Genomic DNA, 20,965 nt, shown 5'->3' on the forward strand with positions numbered 1-20,965 from the left:
ATGAAGAAATCTAAAAAGATTAAACGGTTTTTTAGATATACATCATAAACGTGTTGAAAAAGTATTGTTTTTGTGTAAAATATGGAGGGGGATTTAGGCCTATATTACTGGAATTAGAGGAGCATTTATGTTAACATATAGGTAGGGGCAATCAGGCCCTGTGGAGAGAGAACGGAACTATGTGTTCCAAAAATGTGGGATAAAGGTGAGTATGCAACATGTTTGATATTAATATGGACAAAGTATATGTAAAAACCTTTGGCGGCTTTGATCTGTATTATAGAGGCGAGCTGATATACTTTTCCAGCAGTAAGGCCAAGGAATTACTGGCAGTTCTTGTGGACTGGAGAGGTAAGGCGGTCACGCTGGCCCATCTGGCAGGCGTTTTATCAGAGGGAGAGCGGGATGAGGCGGCAGCCAAGCAGGCTGTCCATCTGGCATGGCACAGGCTGAAGCAGACTCTAAAAAAGTACGGAATCGAAAAAATCGTCATTAAGGGAAGAGGTACATATGCCATTAATAAGGAGCAGATTGTCTGCGATAGTTATGATATGGTGCGCCAGGTAGAAGGCGCATCTAATTACTTTGCAGGTGAATATATGCCTGAGTACAGTTGGGCGGAAGTAACTTTGTCAAGTCTTATGAGGGATTATTTTGAAGAAAAATTTTAGAAAAATTCTAAATTAAATACGTAAAAAATCAAATAATAACAATATATTTGGTTTTCTGGGAACAAAAAAGAAGCAATCTGAAAAGATAGCTTCTTTTTTTATATGTACATAAATAACAAAATATAACCAATATTTCCAGAAAACTACAAAAAATTACTCGCAGCATGGAATTGAAACGGTTTTGTAACGAAACTGAAAGCAATAGGGTGGTATATCCTTACAGAGAACAGTACTATGCGGCTGGAATTAATGGGAGTAACAACGCTGATGTCGGTAGTGAAAAATGCGAAGATATTCGTAAAGACCTTTGATGGTTTTGATGTCTATGTGAATGGCAGGTTAATTTATTTTCCCAGCAGCAAGGCTAAGGAGATGCTGGCGGTTTTGGTCGAAAAACGAGGAAGCAGCGTATCGTTATCCCAGATGACATATTTATTATATGAAAGTATAGAAGAAAAGACCGCAAAAAACAACCTGAGGGTAATTTATTACCGCTTGCGCAGAAACCTTGAAGAATATGGGATTGAACACATATTAATAAAGAAACGGGGCAGTTATGCGGTTGACACGGAACTGTTCCTGTGCGATTTCTACGAGTTCATAGAGGGCAATCCTGATTATATTACCCTGTTTTCCGGAAGTTACATGCCGGAATATTCCTGGGCAGAGGATACATTGCCGTATCTGAAGAATTTATACCGAAAATACAATGGAGCGTTAAAGTGACATGACAGGAATGATTGATATACACACCCATATCCTTCCGGGCATTGATGACGGGGCAAGGGATTGGGATGAAAGCAGGAGGATGTTGGAAACGGCCTACAGCCAGGGGATACGCCATATTGTGGCCACGCCCCACTATTCCAGAAGAGGGCTCCGTCCTGAGATATACGAATTGTCTGCCAGACTTTCCGAGGAGGCCCAAAAGATTGCATCTGATTTTAAGACGGGTCTGGGACAGGAGACCTATTACCATGAGGGGCTGGTTGAAAACCTGAAACAGGGACAGGCCCTGACCCTCGCGGGAACCCGTTACGTGCTGGTGGAATTCGACCCACAGGAAGCTTACCACAGCCTGTATCAGGCAGTAAGGAAAATGACCATGGCCAGATACATACCGGTCATTGCCCATGTGGAACGGTACTTTTGCCTGAGGGAAGGCAAGAACCTGGAAGAACTGCTCCAATGCGGCTGCAGGCTTCAAATGAACTACAGCAGCCTGGAGGGGAATGGTATATGGAACCGGGAGGTGCGGTGGTGCCGCAGGCAGGTCCTGGAAGGAAGGATCCATATCCTGGGTACGGACATGCACAGGATGGATTACAGGAAACCAGATATCCAGTCGAGCCTTGGATGGCTGGAAAAACATGTTGGGGAACATGCATTAAATGCCCTGGTCAGCAGCAATGCAGACAAGATATTACAAAAAGGAAAAACAGGAGAATAGGGAAAAAGTATGGAAAAGACATATGAAGATGACGAGATTGAGATAGACCTCTTGGAGCTTTTGGGGGAGTTCCGGCGCAAGATATGGATTATATTGGGAGTGATAGTCCTGTTCGGCGGAGTAGCTGGCGCATTCAGTAAATTTGTCCTCACGCCCCAGTACAAATCCACTGCCATGGTTTATATCCTCTCCAAGGAAACCACACTGACCTCACTGGCAGACCTGCAGATAGGCAGCCAGCTGACAAAGGACTATAAAATCATCGTTACCAGCAGAAGGGTGCTGAATCAGGTAATTGATGATATGAAGCTGAATCTTACATACAAGGAATTGCTGGAAAAGGTTACCATAGACAATCCCCAGGATACCCGTATCCTGTCCATATCAGTGGAAGACCCGGCGCCTGACATGGCAAAACTGATTGCAGACAAAATCGCCACTGTTTCTTCCGATTATATCGGGGACATCATGGAAATGGTGCCGCCCAAGCTGATTGAAGAAGGAGAAATCCCCATACAGAAATCCAGCCCAAGCAATGTGAAGAACGCCCTTATCGGCGCGTTGCTGGGAGCTGTAATCGTATGCGGCTTGATTACGGTCCAGGTTGTGATGAACGATACAATCCGTACTGAAGAAGACGTTACTAAATACCTGGGATTGTCCGTACTGGCATCCGTGCCAATCAGGGAGGGAGAAAAGCCGGAGGACAAGGAAGCCATGATATCTTCCAAATCCAAAACCAAGACAGCTCCCGGGAAATCCAGGAAAAAGAAAGGCGGCCGTGCATCATGAAGCAGATAATTACACTAAACAGGGAAATGAAAGATGACTATCACTACAACGAAGCCATCAAGACCCTGAGGACCAACATACAGTTTTGCGGAAGCGGCATCCGGACCATCATGCTGACCAGTTCCCTTCCCGATGAAGGAAAAAGTGACATTACATTTGCAATGGCATCATCCCTGGCACAGATTGGGAAAAAGGTGGTGATGATAGACGCCGACATACGTAAATCCGTCCTGGTGTCCAGGTATCAGCTGGATACGGAAGTATACGGCCTGTCCCAGTACCTAAGCGGTCAGAAGACCTTGGAGGAAGTCCTCTATGATACGAATGTGGAGAACCTGAGCATGGTATTTGCCGGTCCATACTCTCCCAATCCCGCCGAACTTCTGGAAGAGGACCTGTTTGGCAAAATGATTGATACGCTTAAGGAAGAATACGACTATGTGATTATAGACACGCCGCCCATGGCCAACCTGATAGACGGGGCCATTGTCGCAAGACAGTGCGACGGCGCAGTGATGGTGGTGGAAAGCGGATGCATAAGCTACCGCCTGGAACAGCGGGTAAAAAGCCAGCTGGATAAGAGCGGCTGCCGTATCCTGGGCGTGGTGCTCAACAAGGTGAGCATGGAACGCAGCGGATACTACAGTAAGTACTATGGCCGTTACGGGAAATATGGAAAATACTCCAAATATGGGAAGTATGGCAAATACGGAAAATATGAAAAATACGAGAAGGCGAATGCATGAGCTGGCTGCGCAATCATAAAACCACAGTATACCGTGTCGGTATTGGGTTAGCGGCGGTTTCCCTGGTTGGTTTCATATGGACAGGCGTGGGTCTGTACAGACAGCGGAAAGCCATAGAAGCAGAAATCGCAGCCAGGAACTACACGGCAGACACGGGCGGACAGCAGAATGATACATACCTGTTCAGCGGGGACATTGTTGAATATAACGGAAAAAAATACAGGCGCAACAGTTATGTAAAAGCCATCCTATGCATGGGCGTGGACCGCGCAGGGGAAATGACAGAAAAGACCACATCTGGTTTTGGGGGACAGTCCGACGGAATATTCCTCATTGCCCAGGATACGGTCCGCAATACCATAAAAATACTGATGATACCCCGGGACACCATGACAGATATAACGCTGACGGATTTAAGCGGCAATATATTAGGAAAGGATATGCAGCATCTGACCCTGGCCTATGCTTACGGCGACGGCAGGGAAAAAAGCTGCGAATACATGGTGGATGCGGTATCCGGCCTATTAGGCGGACTGAAGATAGAGTGGTATCTGGCGGCAGACATGAGCGCAATCCCCATGCTGAACGATGAGGTGGGCGGCGTGACCGTAACCATTGAAACAGAAGGCATGGAACAGAGGGACCCTGCCCTGGTAAAGGGGGAAACCGTAACACTTAAGGGGAAACAGGCAGAGACATTTGTCCGGTTCAGGGATATAAAAATAGGGCATTCGGCCCTATTCCGGATGGATCAGCAGCAGCAATACATCAAGGCATTTTTTGAGGCAGTACAAAAGGGGTCTGCCCATGACAGCGGCCTGGTGGTACGGCTGTTCGACAAGGTCCAGGAATACATGGTAACCAATATGGCCAAGGACCAGTACCTTAAGATTGCCATGGATGCCGTGGGAAGCGGAAGACTCAGCGATGAGGATTTCTACACGGTTCCCGGAGAGGGAGTAGTAACTCCCCGGTATGATGAGTTCTACGCGGACCAGGAGGCGCTGACTCCTGTCATACTGGAACTGTTTTACCGGGAACTTCAATAAGGTGCAATAACCGGCGTGGAAACATGCTGTTTATTGAATATAAAACTCTTAGGAGAAAAGAAAGGAGAGGTGAAGGATATGAAAAAGAAATGCGCAGCAGCTATAGTGTTGGCAGCAGCTCTGGCAGTACAGCCAATGTGGGCGTTTGCAAGCAGCAGCTCATCCAGCAGCGGCAGTGACGGAAGCGGTTCAATCACTTCCTCAACAACCAACACGAGCAAGAATTCCAACACCACAGTAACTGTATCGTCTACTGGCGTAAAGACCACAGGCGCAACAACCAGTGCAAGCCCAACCGGAAGCACAATCGGTGTTGCTGTAGACACTGTGACAACCACAGGCCAGCAGGTAACAACCAACTCAAAAGGACAGGCTGTTATCGGCGATACAGCAGTTGGATTTGCTTCAAGCGTGGCAGCAACAGCAGGTCTTCCTGAGAACGTAGTATCTGCAATCAATGAGATCAACGCAGGAAAGCCACTGGCTGAGGCTGTTCAGACCCTGGACCTGACTGGCTACAATGCCCTGACCGGTACCCATGCAATCATTACCATGGATGCCAACACAGGCGCTGTGAAGACAGGTGCTGTAGAAGTATCCCTGTATGTACCAAACCTGGTTGAAAACCTGGCTAATGTACAGGTACTGTTCTACGACAATGCTACAGGCCAGTGGCAGCTGATTCCAGCCGTTAAGGTGGATCCGGTTACCAAGACCGTAGCTGTCAATGTTCCTGGATCCGGTACATTATCCGTAGTGTACAAGAACCAGTAATATTGCACTGACTGCATTGAAAAATGCTGACCGGGGGTATCAGGACACAAGTGTCATGCCCCCGGTTTTAAAGGGAATTGTCCCGGGAGATTATGAGAAAAAGTCTGGTGGGGAAAAATGTATCGAAAAGCAGATAAAGGATGGATGAAGCATCTGGATTTCACATTAATCGATGCAATGTGCCTGCAATTAGCCTATATTGCAGCCTACTTTGTGCGCCATGGGGTCCACTGGCCTTATGGAAGCCAGTTATACCGGAATATGGTATTGGTTTTTTTGCTGATTCAGATATTCGTTACATTCTTTGGTGAAAGTTTCAAGAATGTGCTGAAACGAGGGTACTTAAAAGAATTTACTTCAACAATAAAGCATGTGGGTCTTGTGGTATTGATTGCGGCATTTTACCTGTTCGCAACCCAGCAAGGGGAAGAGTACTCAAGAATCACATTGATAATGACCGGTATCCTGTATGCAGTAATTACTTATGCGTGCAGAATCATCTGGAAGAAATATCTCCTTACCAGAGGAGAAGGCGGAAAGGGAAAACGGTCCCTTCTTATCCTGACTTCAATGGATATGGTAGAAGAAGTGGTGGAAAACATCCGCAGCAACAATTATGAGTGTTTCAGGATTGTAGGTGTGACGCTGTTGGATGCTGACTGGACCGGGCGGAATATAAATGGGATAGACATTGTGGCAGACAAAGACACCGTGGCAGAATACGTATGCCGGGAATGGGTGGACGAGGTATTTATCAATCTTCCCAAAAAGATGCCTTTGCCACAGGAACTGATGGATAGTTTCATTGACATGGGTGTAACCGTACATCTGAAACTTATCGAAATGGGGAGGCTGAAAGGCCAGATGCAGCATGTGGAACGCATGGGTACATATACGGTCTTGACCAGCAGCATCAACATGGCCTCCTGGCGTCAGGCGTTTTTCAAACGCGCCATGGACATTGCAGGGGGAATCGTGGGTTGTATATTAACCGTGCTTCTGTTCCTCATTGTTGCCCCTTGTATCTACATCCAGTCACCAGGACCAATCCTCTTTTCGCAGATTCGCATCGGAAGGAATGGAAGACGGTTTAAACTATATAAATTCCGCAGCATGTATATGGATGCGGAAGAACGGAAAAAGGAATTAATGAATCAGAACCGCGTAGAGGGCGGGATGATGTTCAAGATAGAGAATGACCCCCGGATTATTGGGGGCGCAAATGGAATTGGGAACTTTATTCGGAAATACTCCATTGATGAATTCCCACAGTTTTGGAATGTGCTGAAGGGGGACATGAGCCTGGTAGGCACCAGGCCGCCTACGGTGGATGAGTGGGAGAAGTATGATCTGCACCACCGGGCCAGATTGAGTATCAAGCCGGGTATTACCGGGATGTGGCAGGTGAGCGGGAGGAGTGAGATTACGGATTTTGAGGAAGTCGTGAAGTTGGATAGGGAGTATATAACGGAGTGGAAGCCCGCGTTGGATATGAGAATATTGATGAAGACGGTGCAGGTGGTGTTGGGGAAGGGTGGGGCGATGTAGGTAGAGGAAGGTAAAGATAATAATAGCTGCTCATAAATATAGGATGCCAAACGCCCCTATGTATGTGCTTTTGCATGTAAGTGCAGTCGAGAAAAAGGATGCAGAGGGAAATGCGTTGGATATTGGTTACATAAAAGACAGCACTTGGACCGGACTGTTATCTTCCGATACTCCGTTTTTTCTGGGCTTTTTCCAGGTCTTTGGAAGAAATACGCCAGCGCTGGTTCTATGCCGTCAGGGAGCACGCACCACTTTACAAAGAAGAGGATTTTCATGTCCTTGCCGATGACCGGGTCAAGCAGTCCAAAGAAGGGCGCCGGATGCCAGGTGTGAAGAAATTGTTCAAGGAATCTGAAAACCATGCAAAGCCAAAGTATATCAAATTTGAAAAGCGTACCATGAGAGACGGCTACGCCAAGAAACGAAGTATCAAGGACAGAAATCTCAAACTACCCGATATTATTTCGGATAATGAGAGATACAAAGAAAAATAAACAATAATTAATTATGATTTTACTGAAATTGAGTGGGAAGTGGAGCTGCAATGAAATATTATGACAAGATAGTATTTGGTGCCGGAATATACGGCCTTTATTCCGCTCTAACTTGTTCAAAGCAAGGCCAGCGAATTCTTGTTCTCGAACGTGATTCAAATGCGTTTATGAGAGCAACTTACATTAACCAGGCGCGTGTTCATATGGGATACCACTATCCCAGAAGCAAGATGACGGCTCTTAAGAGTGCTCATTACTTCCAGCGTTTTTGTGAGGGCTATGGATTCTGTATAAAACGTGATTTCAAACAGATATATGCAACCAGTGCCGCCTTGTCATGGACAAATGCGACTGCATTCCATAAGTTCTGTAGCGATTCAAATATTCCATGTGAGCGGATAAATGAGAAAGAATACTTCAGAACAGGGCTTTGTGATGGTGCATTTCTCACGGAAGAGTTCACCTATGATGCGATGATTCTTAAAGATTACTTTTTAGAAGAGTTAGTTAAATCAGGCTGCGTGGATATCCTCTACAGTCAGAAGATTGAGCAAATCAAAGAGTGTGGTCATCGTTGGGTCGTTTCATCATCGGGCGAGAACTATGAATCTCCGTTTATCTTGAATGCTACATATGCTGGAATCAACGAGATTCAGAAGATGATGGGGTATGTGACTTTCAATCTCAAATATGAATTGTGTGAGATTATCCTTTGCGAAGTGGACGAAAAGCTGAAGGACATGGGGCTGACCGTTATGGATGGTCCATTTTTCTCCATTATGCCTTTCGGAAAAACAGGATACCACAGCCTTACCAGTGTGACTTTTACTCCGCACATCACTTCATATGATGAGACAGCTACATTCGAGTGCCAGAGCCGGAGCAACGGAGCGTGTTCCCCACAACATTTGGCAAACTGTAACTATTGTCCAGCAAAACCTGAGTCCGCATGGCCTTATATGAGTCAGTTGGCAAGAAAATATATGCTGCCGGAACTTAAGTTTACCTATGTGAAATCGCTGTTCTCCATGAAGCCTATTTTAAAGGTGGCGGAGATTGATGATTCAAGACCCACAATGATTAAGGTAGAGAAAAAAAATCCGACCTTCGTTAGTGCATTTAGTGGGAAGATAAATACTATCTACGATTTGGATGAGGTGCTCTTAAATGAATAAGAAAGAGTCGGTTTTTATTAGTGCAGTCCTCTATCTTTCGGACTTTGCCAACGACGCAGGAAAGTTTACGAAAAATCTACTTGATTCGATGAAGTCTTATTTTGACCATTATGAAGTCATCATTGTGGATGATTGTAGCACAAAACATGGGAGATTCCTGAAAGAGGTATTACCCTCCCTCGCCGACAGTACGATTACTGTGGTTCATATGAGCGTAAAGCAGGGGATAGAAGCATGCCTGCGCGCAGGACTGGATGTATCCATTGGAGATTTTGTTTTCGAGTTTGATACACTTGAGATGGTGTTTGATAAGAGTCTTCTGTGGGATGTCTATCAGGAGGCGCTCAAAGGAAACGATGTGGTCTCCATTGAATCGAAACAGAATAATATGAGCAGAAGTCTGTTCTACAAGTTGTTTAACAAATATTCGAATGCGAACTATGACATAAACGCTTCTGCTTTTAGACTTGTGAGTAGAAGAGCAATAAACCGCGTTCTTGAACTGAATATGAGTAGTGCCTTTAGACAGGCTGTATATGCTTCGTGTGGTCTGAAGAATTCCAGAATTGAGTATAAGGGATCAGCTAGTCCAAGGAAAGCTAGAAGGTTAGATTTGGCAATTGATAGCTTCCTTCTGTATACAGAATTTAGTCGGAATGTATGTACGTTATCGCTGATTTTCTTATTCTTATTTATAGTAGGGGGAATTGTAGGATTAGCTACAGAGTTGAACTGGTTGTTTAACGTTTCTGTTTTAGTTGGAGTAGCCTTGATTCTCGTGGATGTTGTGTTTCTTCTTTATTACTCACGGCTCATTCTTGAGGAGAAAGACAAAAAGTATTTGATAAGCAATATTGAGAAGGTACAGAAAGGATAATGTAATGAGAACAGCTTTGGTTGGGCATACAGGTTTTGTAGGATCTAATCTTAAAGTCTCATACCAGTTCACGGAGTTATACAACTCAAAGAATATCCAGGAGGCTTACGAAACAGAACCGGACTTTTTGGTATATGCGGGATTGCCTTCTGCAATGTATAAAGCCAATGCAAATCCAGAGGCTGATTTTGCAGACATTCTTCAGGCTATCGAGAACATAAAAGCTATCCGTCCGAAGCAGATTGTTCTAATATCCTCTGTCGCTGTATATGACAAAACCTACGATGTAGATGAAAACCATGTGATTGATACAGGACGGTTGTTACCATATGGTAAGAACAGATTGTATCTGGAGAAGTGGATAGAAGAGAACTGTGATAATAATCTGATAGTTCGCCTTCCAGCACTCTACGGTATAAACCTAAAGAAGAACTTCATATACGACTATATCCATGTTATACCTGCAATGCTTAATGAAAAGAAGTATCAGGAACTTGTGAGGAAGAGTACCCTGATAGGCAAAGCATACACGTTGTTCGATGACAAATTTTATCATCTAACAGTAACAGGCGATAGAAAGAAGAAGGTTTATGAGTATTTTAGTACCTCCTCGTTCAATGCCATAAGCTTCACGGATAGCAGGTCAGTCTATCAGTTCTATAACCTTGGAAGATTGTGGTCAGATATACAGGATGCGTTAAATAATGATATCCATCTTCTGAATATTGTCACTGAACCGATAAGCGTTGCCGAAGTGTATAGGGGGTTGACTGGAGATGACTTTAAGAATGAACTGGCGAAGGTGCCATATAACTATGACATCAAGAGTATTCACGCAGAACGGTTTGGCGGCGAAAGTGGGTATCTGATAAATAGAGACGATGAACTTGCTGATTTAAAAAAATATGTGGATGAGGAGAAAAGAAGGATATGGGGATATATTTATCCATTTCAAATATAGCATGGACTTCGGAATATGATCAGCAAGTCTATGAGTATATAAAAAAAGCCGGTTTCCTCGGATTGGAAATTGCTCCAACGCGGTTGTTTCCTGATAAACCATATGAGAAGAAGACAGAAGCAAGAGAATACGAAGAAAGTTTGGAAAAAATATATGGATTGAAGATTTGTTCAATGCAGTCTATCTGGTATGGACACGGCTATAAGATATTCGGCACATCCGAAGAAAGAGGAATTCTGCTGGATTATACAAAGCAGGCTATAGATTTTGCCGAGGTAATCGGTGTCAGAAATCTTGTGTTCGGTTGTCCAAAGAATAGAGTGATTAGTGAAAAAGATGATAGGAACATAGCCGTTCAGTTCTTCGGAGAGCTAGGCGACTATGCGGCGGAGCATGGAACCGTTCTTGCGATGGAAGCAAATCCAGTTATTTATGGAACAAATTTCATTAATAAGACCAAAGATGCCATTGACCTGATTAAGCTAGTGGGTTCCAAAGGATTTAAACTGAATCTGGATTTCGGAACAATCATCTATAATGAGGAAAGTATTTATGAGGTTGCTCCCTATGTTGATCTCATCAATCATGTCCATCTCAGTGAACCGAACCTAAAGCTGATTGAGCATAGAGATGAACACAAGGACTTGATGGGGATGTTGAGGGATGGAGGATACTTTGGGTATGTTTCTATTGAAATGGGTAGATGCGGGGATATCTATGATGTCTATAGAACAGTCGATTATTTGACGACACTGTGAGGGATTAAATAGTGGATAAGAGTAAAGCAACTATCAATAAGATGGTATATAGACCAGACTATAAGAGAAAGGTTAATAAAGCAGAATTGCCGACATGTACTATTCTTGGAACTGAAGTAGTTGTCGGTAATATAAAATGGCTGGTTGAGTATTTGACTAAGAATATCAAAGAACTTTCCGGCGACTACCTAACCATTACCGCAACAAATGAAATTATTATGGCATATAAGGATGATAAGTTCTTTAAATGTCAAAATAGTGGTGTGATGTCTATTCCCGATGGAGGCCCGCTTAAGACTTACGGTCAGAAGAAGGGTTATACGAAAATGGAACGTATCACAGGACCTGATCTTATGATTGAATTGTTTAAGGCTTCTGAAGGATTAGGTTTGCGGCATTACTTCTATGGGACGACGCAAGATACATTGGACAAGATGAAAGTTAAACTGGAGAAGGAGTATCCAAGTCTTCAGATTGCTGGAATGAGACCTTCGAGATTTAGAAATCTAACAGAAGAGGAAAACCGGCAGACTGTTGAGGAAATTAACGCTACAAACCCTGACTTCATTTGGTTCAGCTTGGGAGCACCTAAAGGGAACTATTTTGCAGCGAATCATCAAGGAATTCTTAAAGGGTTCATGATGAGTGTGGGCGCTGGCTTTGATTATTATGCTGATAATATCAAACGTGCTCCTATGTGGATGCAGACACATGATCTTGAGTGGTTATACCGGATTTTTCAAGAACCGAAGAGAATGATGAAGAGGTACTTTAATATCATTCCGCGATTTTTGTGGCTTGCGTATGTGAGAAAGAAATGAGAAGATGGGAAAAAACTGAGCAGCAGAAAACTGGGTAAAGAGAAATAATAGGAATCTTTTTATTCTGATATGTGTCTGGTCGGACAATATATATAGACAAAGGAAGGATGTAATAATGGGGCTACTTCATGAAATAAAAACACTAAATGCCCAAGAGATGGGTCTTCACGTTGTTACAGATGAAGAACTGGTGACAATCCATGAAATTTTTCTGGAGATGATTGATGATGTAAAACGTGTTTGCGATCAATACAATATTAAGTGGGGGATAGCTGGCGGATGCGCACTTGGCGCTGTTCGACATAAAGGCTTTATTCCTTGGGATGATGATGTTGATCTCTTTATTTCCAGAGAAGATTATCTGAAGTTTGTCAAAGTATACCCGAGCGAAAAGAATCCTAAATATGATTTCCTTTGTCCTGGAGATAAAGATTATTATGCACATATTCCGAGGATATTCAACACAGCTACAACGGCTGAAATGATTCAAAAAAACAAAAGAGGAAAGGGAATATATATAGAGTTATTTGTGATTGATGATACATATGATAATAATACTTTGCGCTTCCTTCATGGTATTAAATGCACTGTATATTTATTCATTGTTTCTTGCTCAATTACGAGAAATCAAAAAGATGACCTTATTAAATATGGTTCAAAAAACTTGGTGAAAAAGGTAAAGTTCAGGAGCTTTTTTGGAAAAATTTTTTCTTATAGGCCAGTAGAAAAGTGGATTGAAAAAGCAATCAAGTGCTTTTCAAAAGTGAACAACAATAATTCAAAGTATGTAGTTTCTACAACTGGAATGGGCCATTATTTCCATGAACTATACGAAAGAGATAAAATGCTCAAGTATAAGAACCTCCAATTTGAGAATAGGGTTTATCCTTTTATGATTGATACAGATTATTTTTGCCGAATGAGATATGGTGATGATTATATGCAGGTTCCTCCTGAAAACAAGAGAGAAAAACATATGTATGTTCACCTTGATTTGAACAAATAAAAATGCTAAGAAAGTTTGGATTTGAGGAGGAAATTTAGATGAAAAACATAGCACTAATCATTGCTGGGGGTGTTGGCGCAAGAACGCATCAAGATATCCCCAAACAGTTCATCCACGTCAAAGACGTTCCTGTAATTGTGTACACATTACAGGCATTCCAAAATCACCCACAGATTGATGCTATTGAGGTTGTCTGCCTTGAAGGATGGCATGATGTGTTATGGGCATATTCAAAACAATTTGGTATCAGCAAACTTGAAAATATAGTGAACGGCGGGGAAACAGGTCAGGATTCGATTCGAAATGGATTGTGGGATATCGCTAAGAGATATACGGATGATAGTGATATTGTTCTAATCCATGACTCTATCCGTCCGGTGGTTAGTGCTGACGTTATTTCCGATAATATCCGTGTATGCCGTCAGTATGGTAATGCCACAACAGTTATTCCATGCACATCAGTTATGCTGACTACGGAAGATTCTGTTGTGTCAAAAGGTCAGATTCCGAGAGACAACCTGAAGATTACTCAAACTCCGCAAGCATTCTTTTTAAATGAACTTTTAGAAGTGCACAAAAAGGCGATGACTATGGATTTAATACCTTCAATTGCTTCCTGTGCTCTTTATATTGAAATGGGAAAGAAGGTATATTTGTCAATGGGTTCTGAGAAGAATATCAAGATTACGACCTCTGAGGATATAGAGATTTTCCAGTCTCTTCTTGAGGCAAGGCGTCCTGATTGGTTGAAGAGGTAGTGTAAATGAAGATAGCAATCGGGAATGATAGAAATGGAATTGAGTATAAAAATAGGCTTACTGAGCATTTACATTCACTAGGGCATGAAGTTGTTAACTGCGGCACGGATGAAGATTTTCCTGCGGATTATCCTGTACATGGAGAACGTGTTGGCCGATTGGTTGAGTCCGGTGAGTGTGACAGGGGCGTGGTTATCTGTGCAACAGGTATTGGTATCTGTCTTGCAGCGGGAAAAGTAAAAGGTATCCGCGCTGGTATGGCGTATGCTGATGATGTTGCAAGACTTATGAGAGTTCATAACAATGCTAACGTTATTGGCTTCGGTCAGGACTTCATGACTTATGAAGAGGTTGAAAGACGGCTCGACCTTTTCCTGACTACCGAATATGCGGGTGGGTATCACGATACTCGCATACAGCAGATTGCTGATATTGAAGAAGGGAAGCCGATTTTTCAAACACCTATTATGAGTAAGAACAATAAGCACACGAGAGGACAGTGATTATGAGAATAATATCCGTAGCGGATTATTTAGTTGAATTTTTTATAGCCAACGGCGTTACCGATGTGTTTGGATATCAGGGAGGCATGGTATGCCATATCTTTGATTTTTTGGGAATTCACAAGGATAAGATAAACTACCATAGCTGTGGAAATGAGCAGGGAGCAGCGTTTGCGGCATGCGGGTATGCGCAGGCTACGGGAAAACTTGGTGTGTGCATAACCACAAGCGGTCCAGGTTTTACGAATGCATTAACCGGGCTTGCGAATGCCTGGTTTGATTCTGTGCCGGTAATGTTGATTTCTGGCCAGGTGAATACGAAAGATAAGAAGAGAGATTATTTATTCCGTCAGTTTGGATTCCAGGAAATTCAGGCAGTTCCGATGGCAGAGCCAATTGTAAAGAAAGCCTATGACGTTGATCTCGGAATGAATTATGTAGGGCTACTAGATGAGGCGTATAAAATTGCTTTCACGGGTCGCAGAGGACCGGTCTACCTGGACTTTCCCATCAATGTTGGACGAGAAGTTATTGAAGTTGATGATGTAATTGCTCCTGTAGAGTTGGAGACTCCTGATTCTTTTGATGCGGCTCCATATATTAATCAGCTGATGGAAGCAAAGAAGCCGATTATCATTGCTGGCGGTGGTATTAAGCAGTTAGCTCTCCGTGAAGATTTCCGAGAACTAATCAATCTGCTTCAGATTCCAGTTGTACCAACAATGCCAGGCGTAGATCTTCTTCCTTCGGATTCCCCTTATCGAATAGGTTTCCTTGGCGGTACAGCAAGACGTGAAGCAGGTATCGTACTAAAGAATACTGATTTTGTTCTGTCCCTTGGAACTCGTATGTGCAACAAAGCAATCGGATACAATCATGATGACTTCATTCCGAAGGCTACTAGGCTGATTCGTGTGGATATCGATACGAAGGAATTTGAGCGTCAGCTTAAGGATTGTGAAGAGGATATTGTTTCTGATCTCAGGTCTTTCATGAGCAGTGCTGTTGAACACGCCAAGAAGATTGTAGGCAAACACGACCATAGCTCATGGGTCAATGCTGTCGGTGAGATGCAGAAACTCATGGAACGAGTGGATATGACTTTCGGCAATGACCTTGTAAAACATTTCACAGAACTGATGCCGGAAGAGTCCTTCGTCACATTGGATGTAGGCAACAACCTCATTTACGGTGAACAGTCGGCAGTTATTAAGTGCAAAACAAGAGTATATGAATCTGCCGGCCTTGGCTCTATGGGGTATTCTATTCCTGCTGCTCTTGGAATTGCCGCAGGCACAGGAGTGCCGACCTATGTGGTTACAGGCGATGGCGGCGCACAGATGAATATTCAGGAATTGAATACCATATCGAAAGAGCATCTTCCGGTAAAAATTCTTGTTCTCAACAATCATGTTCTTGGTCATATTATTCTCTTCCAGAATCATTACCTTGATTGCAGAAGAACAGCAACAACCGAGGAGGGGAAGGATTATTTCTCCTGTGACTTTGCGGCATTGGCAAAGGCCTATGGAATCAGAAGTTTTAAGGTAAGAAGCATACAAGAACTGAATCAGTACAAAGATGAACTGAATGACAGCAAACCTCTTCTAATTGAAGCTGAGTTTGAGGACTGTTCCATGTTGCCGAACATCCACGGTGGGCTAGATCCGCTCACAAACGGGCCTAAATTGCCCGAAGGATTAGCGGATAAGGTAAGAGAGATTATAGAAGATTGAGTGGGGAATATGATGAAACTCACGGAAGTAAATTGTGGCGAGAAAATAGAACTTGCAGAAGCGAAACAGGCTATGGTGCGAATGCTGGAGGCGTTAGCAAATACCTGTGAAGAAAATGGTCTGCGTTATTACCTAGATGGAGGTACTTTAATTGGAGCTGCCCGTCATAAAGGATTTATACCCTGGGATGACGATATTGATATCATGATGCCGAAGCCTGACTGCGTAAAGCTTAAGAAAATTTGTGCTGGGGGGCGGGGGCGCATTGGAAATTACAAATTATCGGATCCGATGGACAAGGAGTACGAGTTTGCGGAATGCTGGCGCCTGTATGACGAAAGCTATGTTGTAAAGAATACGTTCAATGGGACACTGAAACCTCTTTGGGTAGATATTGAGCCGATGGTTGGTTTTCCTGATACACAAAAGGAGATAGAGAAGACTTTCGGAAGGCTAAAGTTCTACAGAGTGCTCTTGCAAAGTGGTGCAGGAAATATCTGGCATGGAACCACGCTATTTCGCAAAATAATACATCTTGCCCTTCGCCCTTTTATAAAACTAATAGGATATGGGAGAATCCTCGGCTGGATTGAGAATACAAAAGACAAATACGATTTTGAGGAAAAAGAATATGTTGGCAATATGTGTTCGCCCGTTGGCCTCTGGCATGGTAAGGTGCGTCGTGAAGATTATACAAGGCCAAATCAATTAGAATTCGAGGGCAGGATGTATTCTGTCCCCGGTAACTACATTGAATACCTCGAGCCTTTGTATGGTAGGAACTGCACAACAGAACTACCATCGCCAGAAAAGCGGGTCACAAACCACACAAATATTATCTACCGATATATGAAGGTATAAAGGAGTATTTCCCCAGAAGGTTATATAATTCTGTATTGTCCTGTATAGCGTTATCAAACTGATAATGTGAAGGAGACTGTACAATGAATTTTAACTTAGGACCAGAAAACTGTGAAAGGATTACTCTAGAAGAAAAGAAAGCTGTAATGGTTGATATGCTCAGTGCTTTCGCTGATTGTTGCGAACAAAACGGTATTCGCTACTGGCTGGATGGCGGAACTTTGATTGGCGCAGCACGACATATAGGTTTTATTCCTTGAGAAGATGACATAGGTGTTATGATGCGAAGAACCGATGTAAAGAAACTGAGAACGATAACAGGTGGTAAAATTGGAAGATATCTGCTAATAAATCCGGATGAAAAGAAGAATCTTTTCTCGGGCATTGGCGGCTTTATGTTGGTAGATATGTGGTAAGATTGAATAATTCTGGAATATATAGACTTCTATAGATTGATATTCTCCCAATGGTGGGATTTCCGGATAAGCAGGAAGATGTGGATAGAATATTTAGAAAATTAAGAATATGGAGGAGCCTACAGCAGTGCTTCGCTGAAAATCTATGGTATGGCTCATTTTTCATTGCAAAAGTATTACACCTGTTTATGCGTCCTGCTGGATTGTTGATAAGGTACGATTGGATTTATGAAAAAATAGAATCAATTAAGAATGTATATGATTTCGGTGAAAAAGAATATGTGGGAAATATGTGTTCCTCCGTGGCAGAATGGCGTGGTAAAGTAAGGCGCGAAGACTATACAAGGCCAAATCAGTTAGAGTTTGAAGGGCGGATGTATTCCGTTCCGGGAAACTATTTAGAGTATTTGAAACCTTTGTATGGAAAGAATTGTACGACTGAACTTCCTCCGGAGAACAAGCGGGTGGAAAATCATATAGAAGTAGTTTATAGATATAAAGAATAACAGCTAAGGAGCAAGACAATGAAGCTTTCTAATCTTGAACGAAAAGAATATGAAAAATATACGGCAATATATAATTTTTCACAATTCCTGAAAGGCAAAACAATACTCATAACTGGGTCAAAAGGCATTATTGGATCTGGATTAATTCGATGGATACTTCATGAAAATCATGCGCATGGGAATAATACTCATATCATCGCTTCTTCCCGGAATCCAGGTAAAAAACCGGATTATATTGAAGAGGGAGACAATATTTCTTTCTGTAAATTCGGCGAGGAAGGACAGATTACGGAGCGGATAGACTATGTGATTCATACCGCCGCACCAACGAGCAATAAGGTATTTAGGGAACAGCCTGTGGAGACGCTTCGAACGATTATTGATGGAGCAGAGACGGTGTTGGATTTGGCTAAACGGCAGGAAAAGTGCTCTATGATTTATCTTTCGTCCGAGGAAGCATATGGAACTCCCAACGCAACCGAACCAGTGAAAGAAACTTTCGTTGGCGCGGTTGATAGTCTGAATGTTCGGAACTGTTACCCTCTTGGAAAGAAAGCGTCTGAGCTTCTCTGTAAGGCTTACTATGAAGAATACTGTCTGAATGTAAAGATTATCCGGCCCACGGTTATTCTCGGGCTTTACCAGCCATACGACTCTGTAAAAGTAGAAGCGGAAATCATTCGTTGTATTTTAGAGAGTAAGAACCTTTATATGAAATCCAATGGTATGACGAAAAAATGCGTCATCTATACAATGGATGCCCTGAGTGCCGTACTGACAGTATTGTTCAAAGGACAAGCTGGAGAGGCATATAACGCAACAAATCCAGATACTTACGAGACTGTAAAGGCTAGAGCATATAAATCATTTGAAAAATTCAATCCGAATGTTGCCGTTGATTTTGCAGAAGAGGATGATTCTGTGGCATCTGGGTACCTTCCACAGAGAGCATTACAAGAAGATATTTCCAAAATAAGTGAGCTTGGATGGAAACCAATTGCGTCCATGGATGATATTTATGAAATAGATATTAAACGGTTTTCTGGGAAAAAGGAGAAGGAGCGATAACAAATGCTGATACAAACATTTGCGGGACTGCTCCTTGGAATTTCAACAAATGCGGTAAGCAGGGAAAAGGCTTCCTGGATAGGAAGAATGTATATAAACCCAATTAAATGGATAATCAGAATATATCCCTTGGCAATGATTTGTGCGTTTCTGACATATATGAATTCGGATTTGAATGCAAGTATTCATCCCATACTTGTGCTTTTATTTGCATTTACTCTTTCGATTGTTTTTTCAATGAGGGATTGTTATCGCGTACAGGCCTTTTTGACCACAAGATTGTATACTGGCTATGAAACATGAGCTTGCCGATTTATATGAAACAGAACATGACAAGAATGGTAGTTATGCATCTCATGAAAGGAAAATCAATACCGGTGATGTATGTGGCTGAATTGCTGACCACAATTATATGTGGCATGCTTGTTTATTACATAATTGATAATATCAAAAAATACAAAGCATTCAAGAATTAATGATTATCTGGACACAGAAACCAAATTCTAATGAGGAGACCACCATAGATGGAAAAGACATTAACTATATCTATAGCAGCATATAACGTTCAGGATACCATTGAGAGAGCACTGGACTCGTTATTGGATTGGCGTATCAATGACGATATTGAAATTATTGTTGTGGACGATGGTGGACAAGACGAGAGCCTCAGCATTGCGAAAAGATATGCTGAAGAGTATCCTGGCATAGTAATTCCTATCCACAAAGAAAATGGGGGATATGGATCCACCATTAATGCGTCCTTAGAAAAATCAACAGGGAAATATTTTAAGCAGTTGGATGGTGATGACTGGTTCCTCACGGAAAACTTTGTGGAATTCGTAGAGGTACTTAAAAAGACAGAAGCAGATTGCGTTATTTCAGAAGTTGCTGAATATCATGCAGGAACAGGTGAACAAAAAGAAAATGAAGTACATAAAAAAATATCCGAAGGTATTCATTCATTTGCTAAAATAAACTTTGAATCGGTTCTGACCATGCATGGGACTGCAATAAAAACTAAAATCCTACAGGATCATAACATTCGTATTATTGAGAAATGTTTCTATAGTGATACGGAACTTGTCGTACTTCCGATGCCATATTTGGAAACGTTCTATATGTTCAAGAAAGCTGTCTATGTGTATTTTATAGGTGCTGAAGGACAAAGTATGAGCCTAGGCGGTATCGAAAAGCACTATCCAGATCATGAAAAAGTGTACTGGGAATTGGTTGAAGTCTACAATATGATTCCAGAAGAGAACACGAATAAAAGGAATATAATATTGATGCGATTGGCAAAAGAAGCTGTTTTTCATATTGAATTTCTATGTTGCCTTCCGATAAGCAGTACTCATAAAAAAGAACTGGTGGAATTTGGAAATAGACTAAAGAAAGATTATCCTGATGTTTATGAGGCAACAAGAAAACGTAGAAGAATGGTGCGGATTCTTTTTGACACAAAGTTTTTGGCCTATCATTTAGTTGCGAGGAAAACAAGAGCGAAGTATAAGAACAGATAATGAAGTTGAATTAATTTTTTCAAGCATAATTTTTTATATAAAACTGATACCTAGATATCTGATAAGTGAAACTAATTCATTCAGACTTCTCTGAAAAAGTATTTAAGTGATAGTAAAGCAGAAAAGGAATTGAAACTATGGTCAATAAGCGAGATATAAATATCGACTTAGTCCGAGTGTTATCCTGTATGGGGGTACTCGGTTTCCACTCATTTCAAGAGAATCTTGAGTCCGTTAATATATTCATCTATAGGCTTTATGGATTTGCAATACCTATGTTTTTTTGTCACAAGTGGATATTTTTTGATAGCAAGAGAGGAAAGCATAAAGAAAAACGTTTCCAGGATAATTAAAGTGCTGGCGGTGGTTCTAATATGGAATGTCATTTATTGGTTGTTGTATTCCATAAAGGGTATAGTAGTATCGCAGAGGATTGATATAATAAGACTACCAATTTCGATACTAAAAGGATTTA

The 20,965-nt window shown here is 42.1% G+C and carries 24 protein-coding genes; all 24 read left to right on the plus strand.

Going from position 1 to position 20,965, the window contains the following annotated elements; all coding sequences use genetic code 11:
- Positions 1-218 precede the first annotated feature (218 nt).
- The 24 genes from LK536_RS36815 (at position 219) to LK536_RS36930 (ending at position 20,490) form a co-directional block, all read left to right on the plus strand.
- Entirely contained in the window at positions 219-671 is a 453-nt protein-coding gene (locus LK536_RS36815) for a hypothetical protein (protein WP_008721474.1), read from the plus strand.
- A gap of 267 nt (positions 672-938) precedes the next feature.
- Positions 939-1,397, plus strand: a complete 459-nt coding sequence (locus LK536_RS36820; RefSeq protein ID WP_227795240.1) for an AfsR/SARP family transcriptional regulator — start codon at positions 939-941, stop codon at positions 1,395-1,397.
- Position 1,398: 1 nt separating this feature from the next.
- Complete coding sequence (locus tag LK536_RS36825; protein ID WP_227795241.1) at positions 1,399-2,121, plus strand: CpsB/CapC family capsule biosynthesis tyrosine phosphatase; 723 nt, start codon at positions 1,399-1,401, stop codon at positions 2,119-2,121.
- Positions 2,122-2,130: 9 nt separating this feature from the next.
- Entirely contained in the window at positions 2,131-2,913 is a 783-nt protein-coding gene (locus tag LK536_RS36830) for a YveK family protein (protein WP_008721480.1), read from the plus strand.
- Complete coding sequence (locus LK536_RS36835; protein WP_227795242.1) at positions 2,910-3,659, plus strand: CpsD/CapB family tyrosine-protein kinase; 750 nt, start codon at positions 2,910-2,912, stop codon at positions 3,657-3,659. Before LK536_RS36830 ends, LK536_RS36835 begins: the two co-directional genes overlap by 4 nt.
- Positions 3,656-4,708, plus strand: a complete 1,053-nt coding sequence (locus tag LK536_RS36840) for an LCP family protein (protein WP_227795243.1) — start codon at positions 3,656-3,658, stop codon at positions 4,706-4,708. Before LK536_RS36835 ends, LK536_RS36840 begins: the two co-directional genes overlap by 4 nt.
- A 78-nt stretch (positions 4,709-4,786) precedes the next feature.
- Positions 4,787-5,482: a hypothetical protein gene (locus tag LK536_RS36845; RefSeq protein ID WP_227795244.1), complete on the plus strand. Its 696-nt coding sequence runs from the start codon at positions 4,787-4,789 to the stop codon at positions 5,480-5,482.
- Positions 5,483-5,599: 117 nt separating this feature from the next.
- Positions 5,600-7,030, plus strand: a complete 1,431-nt coding sequence (locus tag LK536_RS36850) for a sugar transferase (RefSeq protein ID WP_227795245.1) — start codon at positions 5,600-5,602, stop codon at positions 7,028-7,030.
- Between the two features lie 200 nt (positions 7,031-7,230).
- Entirely contained in the window at positions 7,231-7,524 is a 294-nt protein-coding gene (locus LK536_RS36855; protein WP_331472105.1) for a hypothetical protein, read from the plus strand.
- Between the two features lie 50 nt (positions 7,525-7,574).
- A complete protein-coding gene (locus tag LK536_RS36860; protein ID WP_227795246.1) occupies positions 7,575-8,699 on the plus strand; it encodes an FAD-dependent oxidoreductase in 1,125 nt (374 codons plus the stop codon).
- Positions 8,692-9,576: a glycosyltransferase gene (locus LK536_RS36865; RefSeq protein WP_227795247.1), complete on the plus strand. Its 885-nt coding sequence runs from the start codon at positions 8,692-8,694 to the stop codon at positions 9,574-9,576. Before LK536_RS36860 ends, LK536_RS36865 begins: the two co-directional genes overlap by 8 nt.
- Positions 9,577-9,580: 4 nt before the next feature.
- Positions 9,581-10,537, plus strand: coding sequence for an NAD-dependent epimerase/dehydratase family protein (locus LK536_RS36870; protein ID WP_227795248.1), 957 nt, complete (start codon positions 9,581-9,583; stop codon positions 10,535-10,537).
- Positions 10,507-11,295: a sugar phosphate isomerase/epimerase family protein gene (locus tag LK536_RS36875; protein ID WP_235712087.1), complete on the plus strand. Its 789-nt coding sequence runs from the start codon at positions 10,507-10,509 to the stop codon at positions 11,293-11,295. Before LK536_RS36870 ends, LK536_RS36875 begins: the two co-directional genes overlap by 31 nt.
- A gap of 11 nt (positions 11,296-11,306) precedes the next feature.
- Entirely contained in the window at positions 11,307-12,116 is an 810-nt protein-coding gene (locus LK536_RS36880) for a WecB/TagA/CpsF family glycosyltransferase (RefSeq protein ID WP_329602198.1), read from the plus strand.
- 115 nt (positions 12,117-12,231) lie between these two features.
- Positions 12,232-13,122 carry a LicD family protein gene (locus LK536_RS36885; RefSeq protein ID WP_227795249.1) on the plus strand — a complete coding sequence of 297 codons (891 nt, stop codon included), beginning with the start codon at positions 12,232-12,234 and terminating at the stop codon, positions 13,120-13,122.
- A 38-nt stretch (positions 13,123-13,160) separates the two neighbouring features.
- On the plus strand, positions 13,161-13,880 hold the full coding sequence (locus tag LK536_RS36890; protein WP_227795250.1) for an IspD/TarI family cytidylyltransferase: 720 nt from the start codon (positions 13,161-13,163) through the stop codon (positions 13,878-13,880).
- A gap of 5 nt (positions 13,881-13,885) precedes the next feature.
- Complete coding sequence (locus LK536_RS36895; protein ID WP_227795251.1) at positions 13,886-14,383, plus strand: RpiB/LacA/LacB family sugar-phosphate isomerase; 498 nt, start codon at positions 13,886-13,888, stop codon at positions 14,381-14,383.
- Positions 14,384-14,385: 2 nt separating this feature from the next.
- Positions 14,386-16,119 (plus strand): thiamine pyrophosphate-binding protein, encoded by a 1,734-nt coding sequence (locus tag LK536_RS36900; protein WP_227795252.1) that lies wholly within the window; start codon positions 14,386-14,388, stop codon positions 16,117-16,119.
- Positions 16,120-16,131: 12 nt separating this feature from the next.
- Positions 16,132-16,980, plus strand: a complete 849-nt coding sequence (locus LK536_RS36905) for a LicD family protein (protein WP_506092097.1) — start codon at positions 16,132-16,134, stop codon at positions 16,978-16,980.
- Between the two features lie 83 nt (positions 16,981-17,063).
- Positions 17,064-17,240, plus strand: a complete 177-nt coding sequence (locus LK536_RS36910) for a LicD family protein (protein ID WP_227795254.1) — start codon at positions 17,064-17,066, stop codon at positions 17,238-17,240.
- Positions 17,241-17,446: 206 nt separating this feature from the next.
- Complete coding sequence (locus LK536_RS36915) at positions 17,447-17,902, plus strand: LicD family protein (RefSeq protein ID WP_227795255.1); 456 nt, start codon at positions 17,447-17,449, stop codon at positions 17,900-17,902.
- Positions 17,903-17,920: 18 nt separating this feature from the next.
- Positions 17,921-18,970, plus strand: coding sequence for an NAD-dependent epimerase/dehydratase family protein (locus LK536_RS36920; protein WP_227795256.1), 1,050 nt, complete (start codon positions 17,921-17,923; stop codon positions 18,968-18,970).
- 3 nt (positions 18,971-18,973) lie between these two features.
- Positions 18,974-19,273 carry a hypothetical protein gene (locus LK536_RS36925; protein ID WP_227795257.1) on the plus strand — a complete coding sequence of 100 codons (300 nt, stop codon included), beginning with the start codon at positions 18,974-18,976 and terminating at the stop codon, positions 19,271-19,273.
- Positions 19,274-19,494: 221 nt separating this feature from the next.
- On the plus strand, positions 19,495-20,490 hold the full coding sequence (locus LK536_RS36930) for a glycosyltransferase family 2 protein (RefSeq protein WP_227795258.1): 996 nt from the start codon (positions 19,495-19,497) through the stop codon (positions 20,488-20,490).
- The last annotated feature ends 475 nt before the right edge of the window (positions 20,491-20,965 follow it).

The organism is Clostridium pacaense, from assembly GCF_020709765.2.
Classification (GTDB): Bacteria; Bacillota; Clostridia; order Lachnospirales; family Lachnospiraceae; genus Enterocloster; species Enterocloster hominis.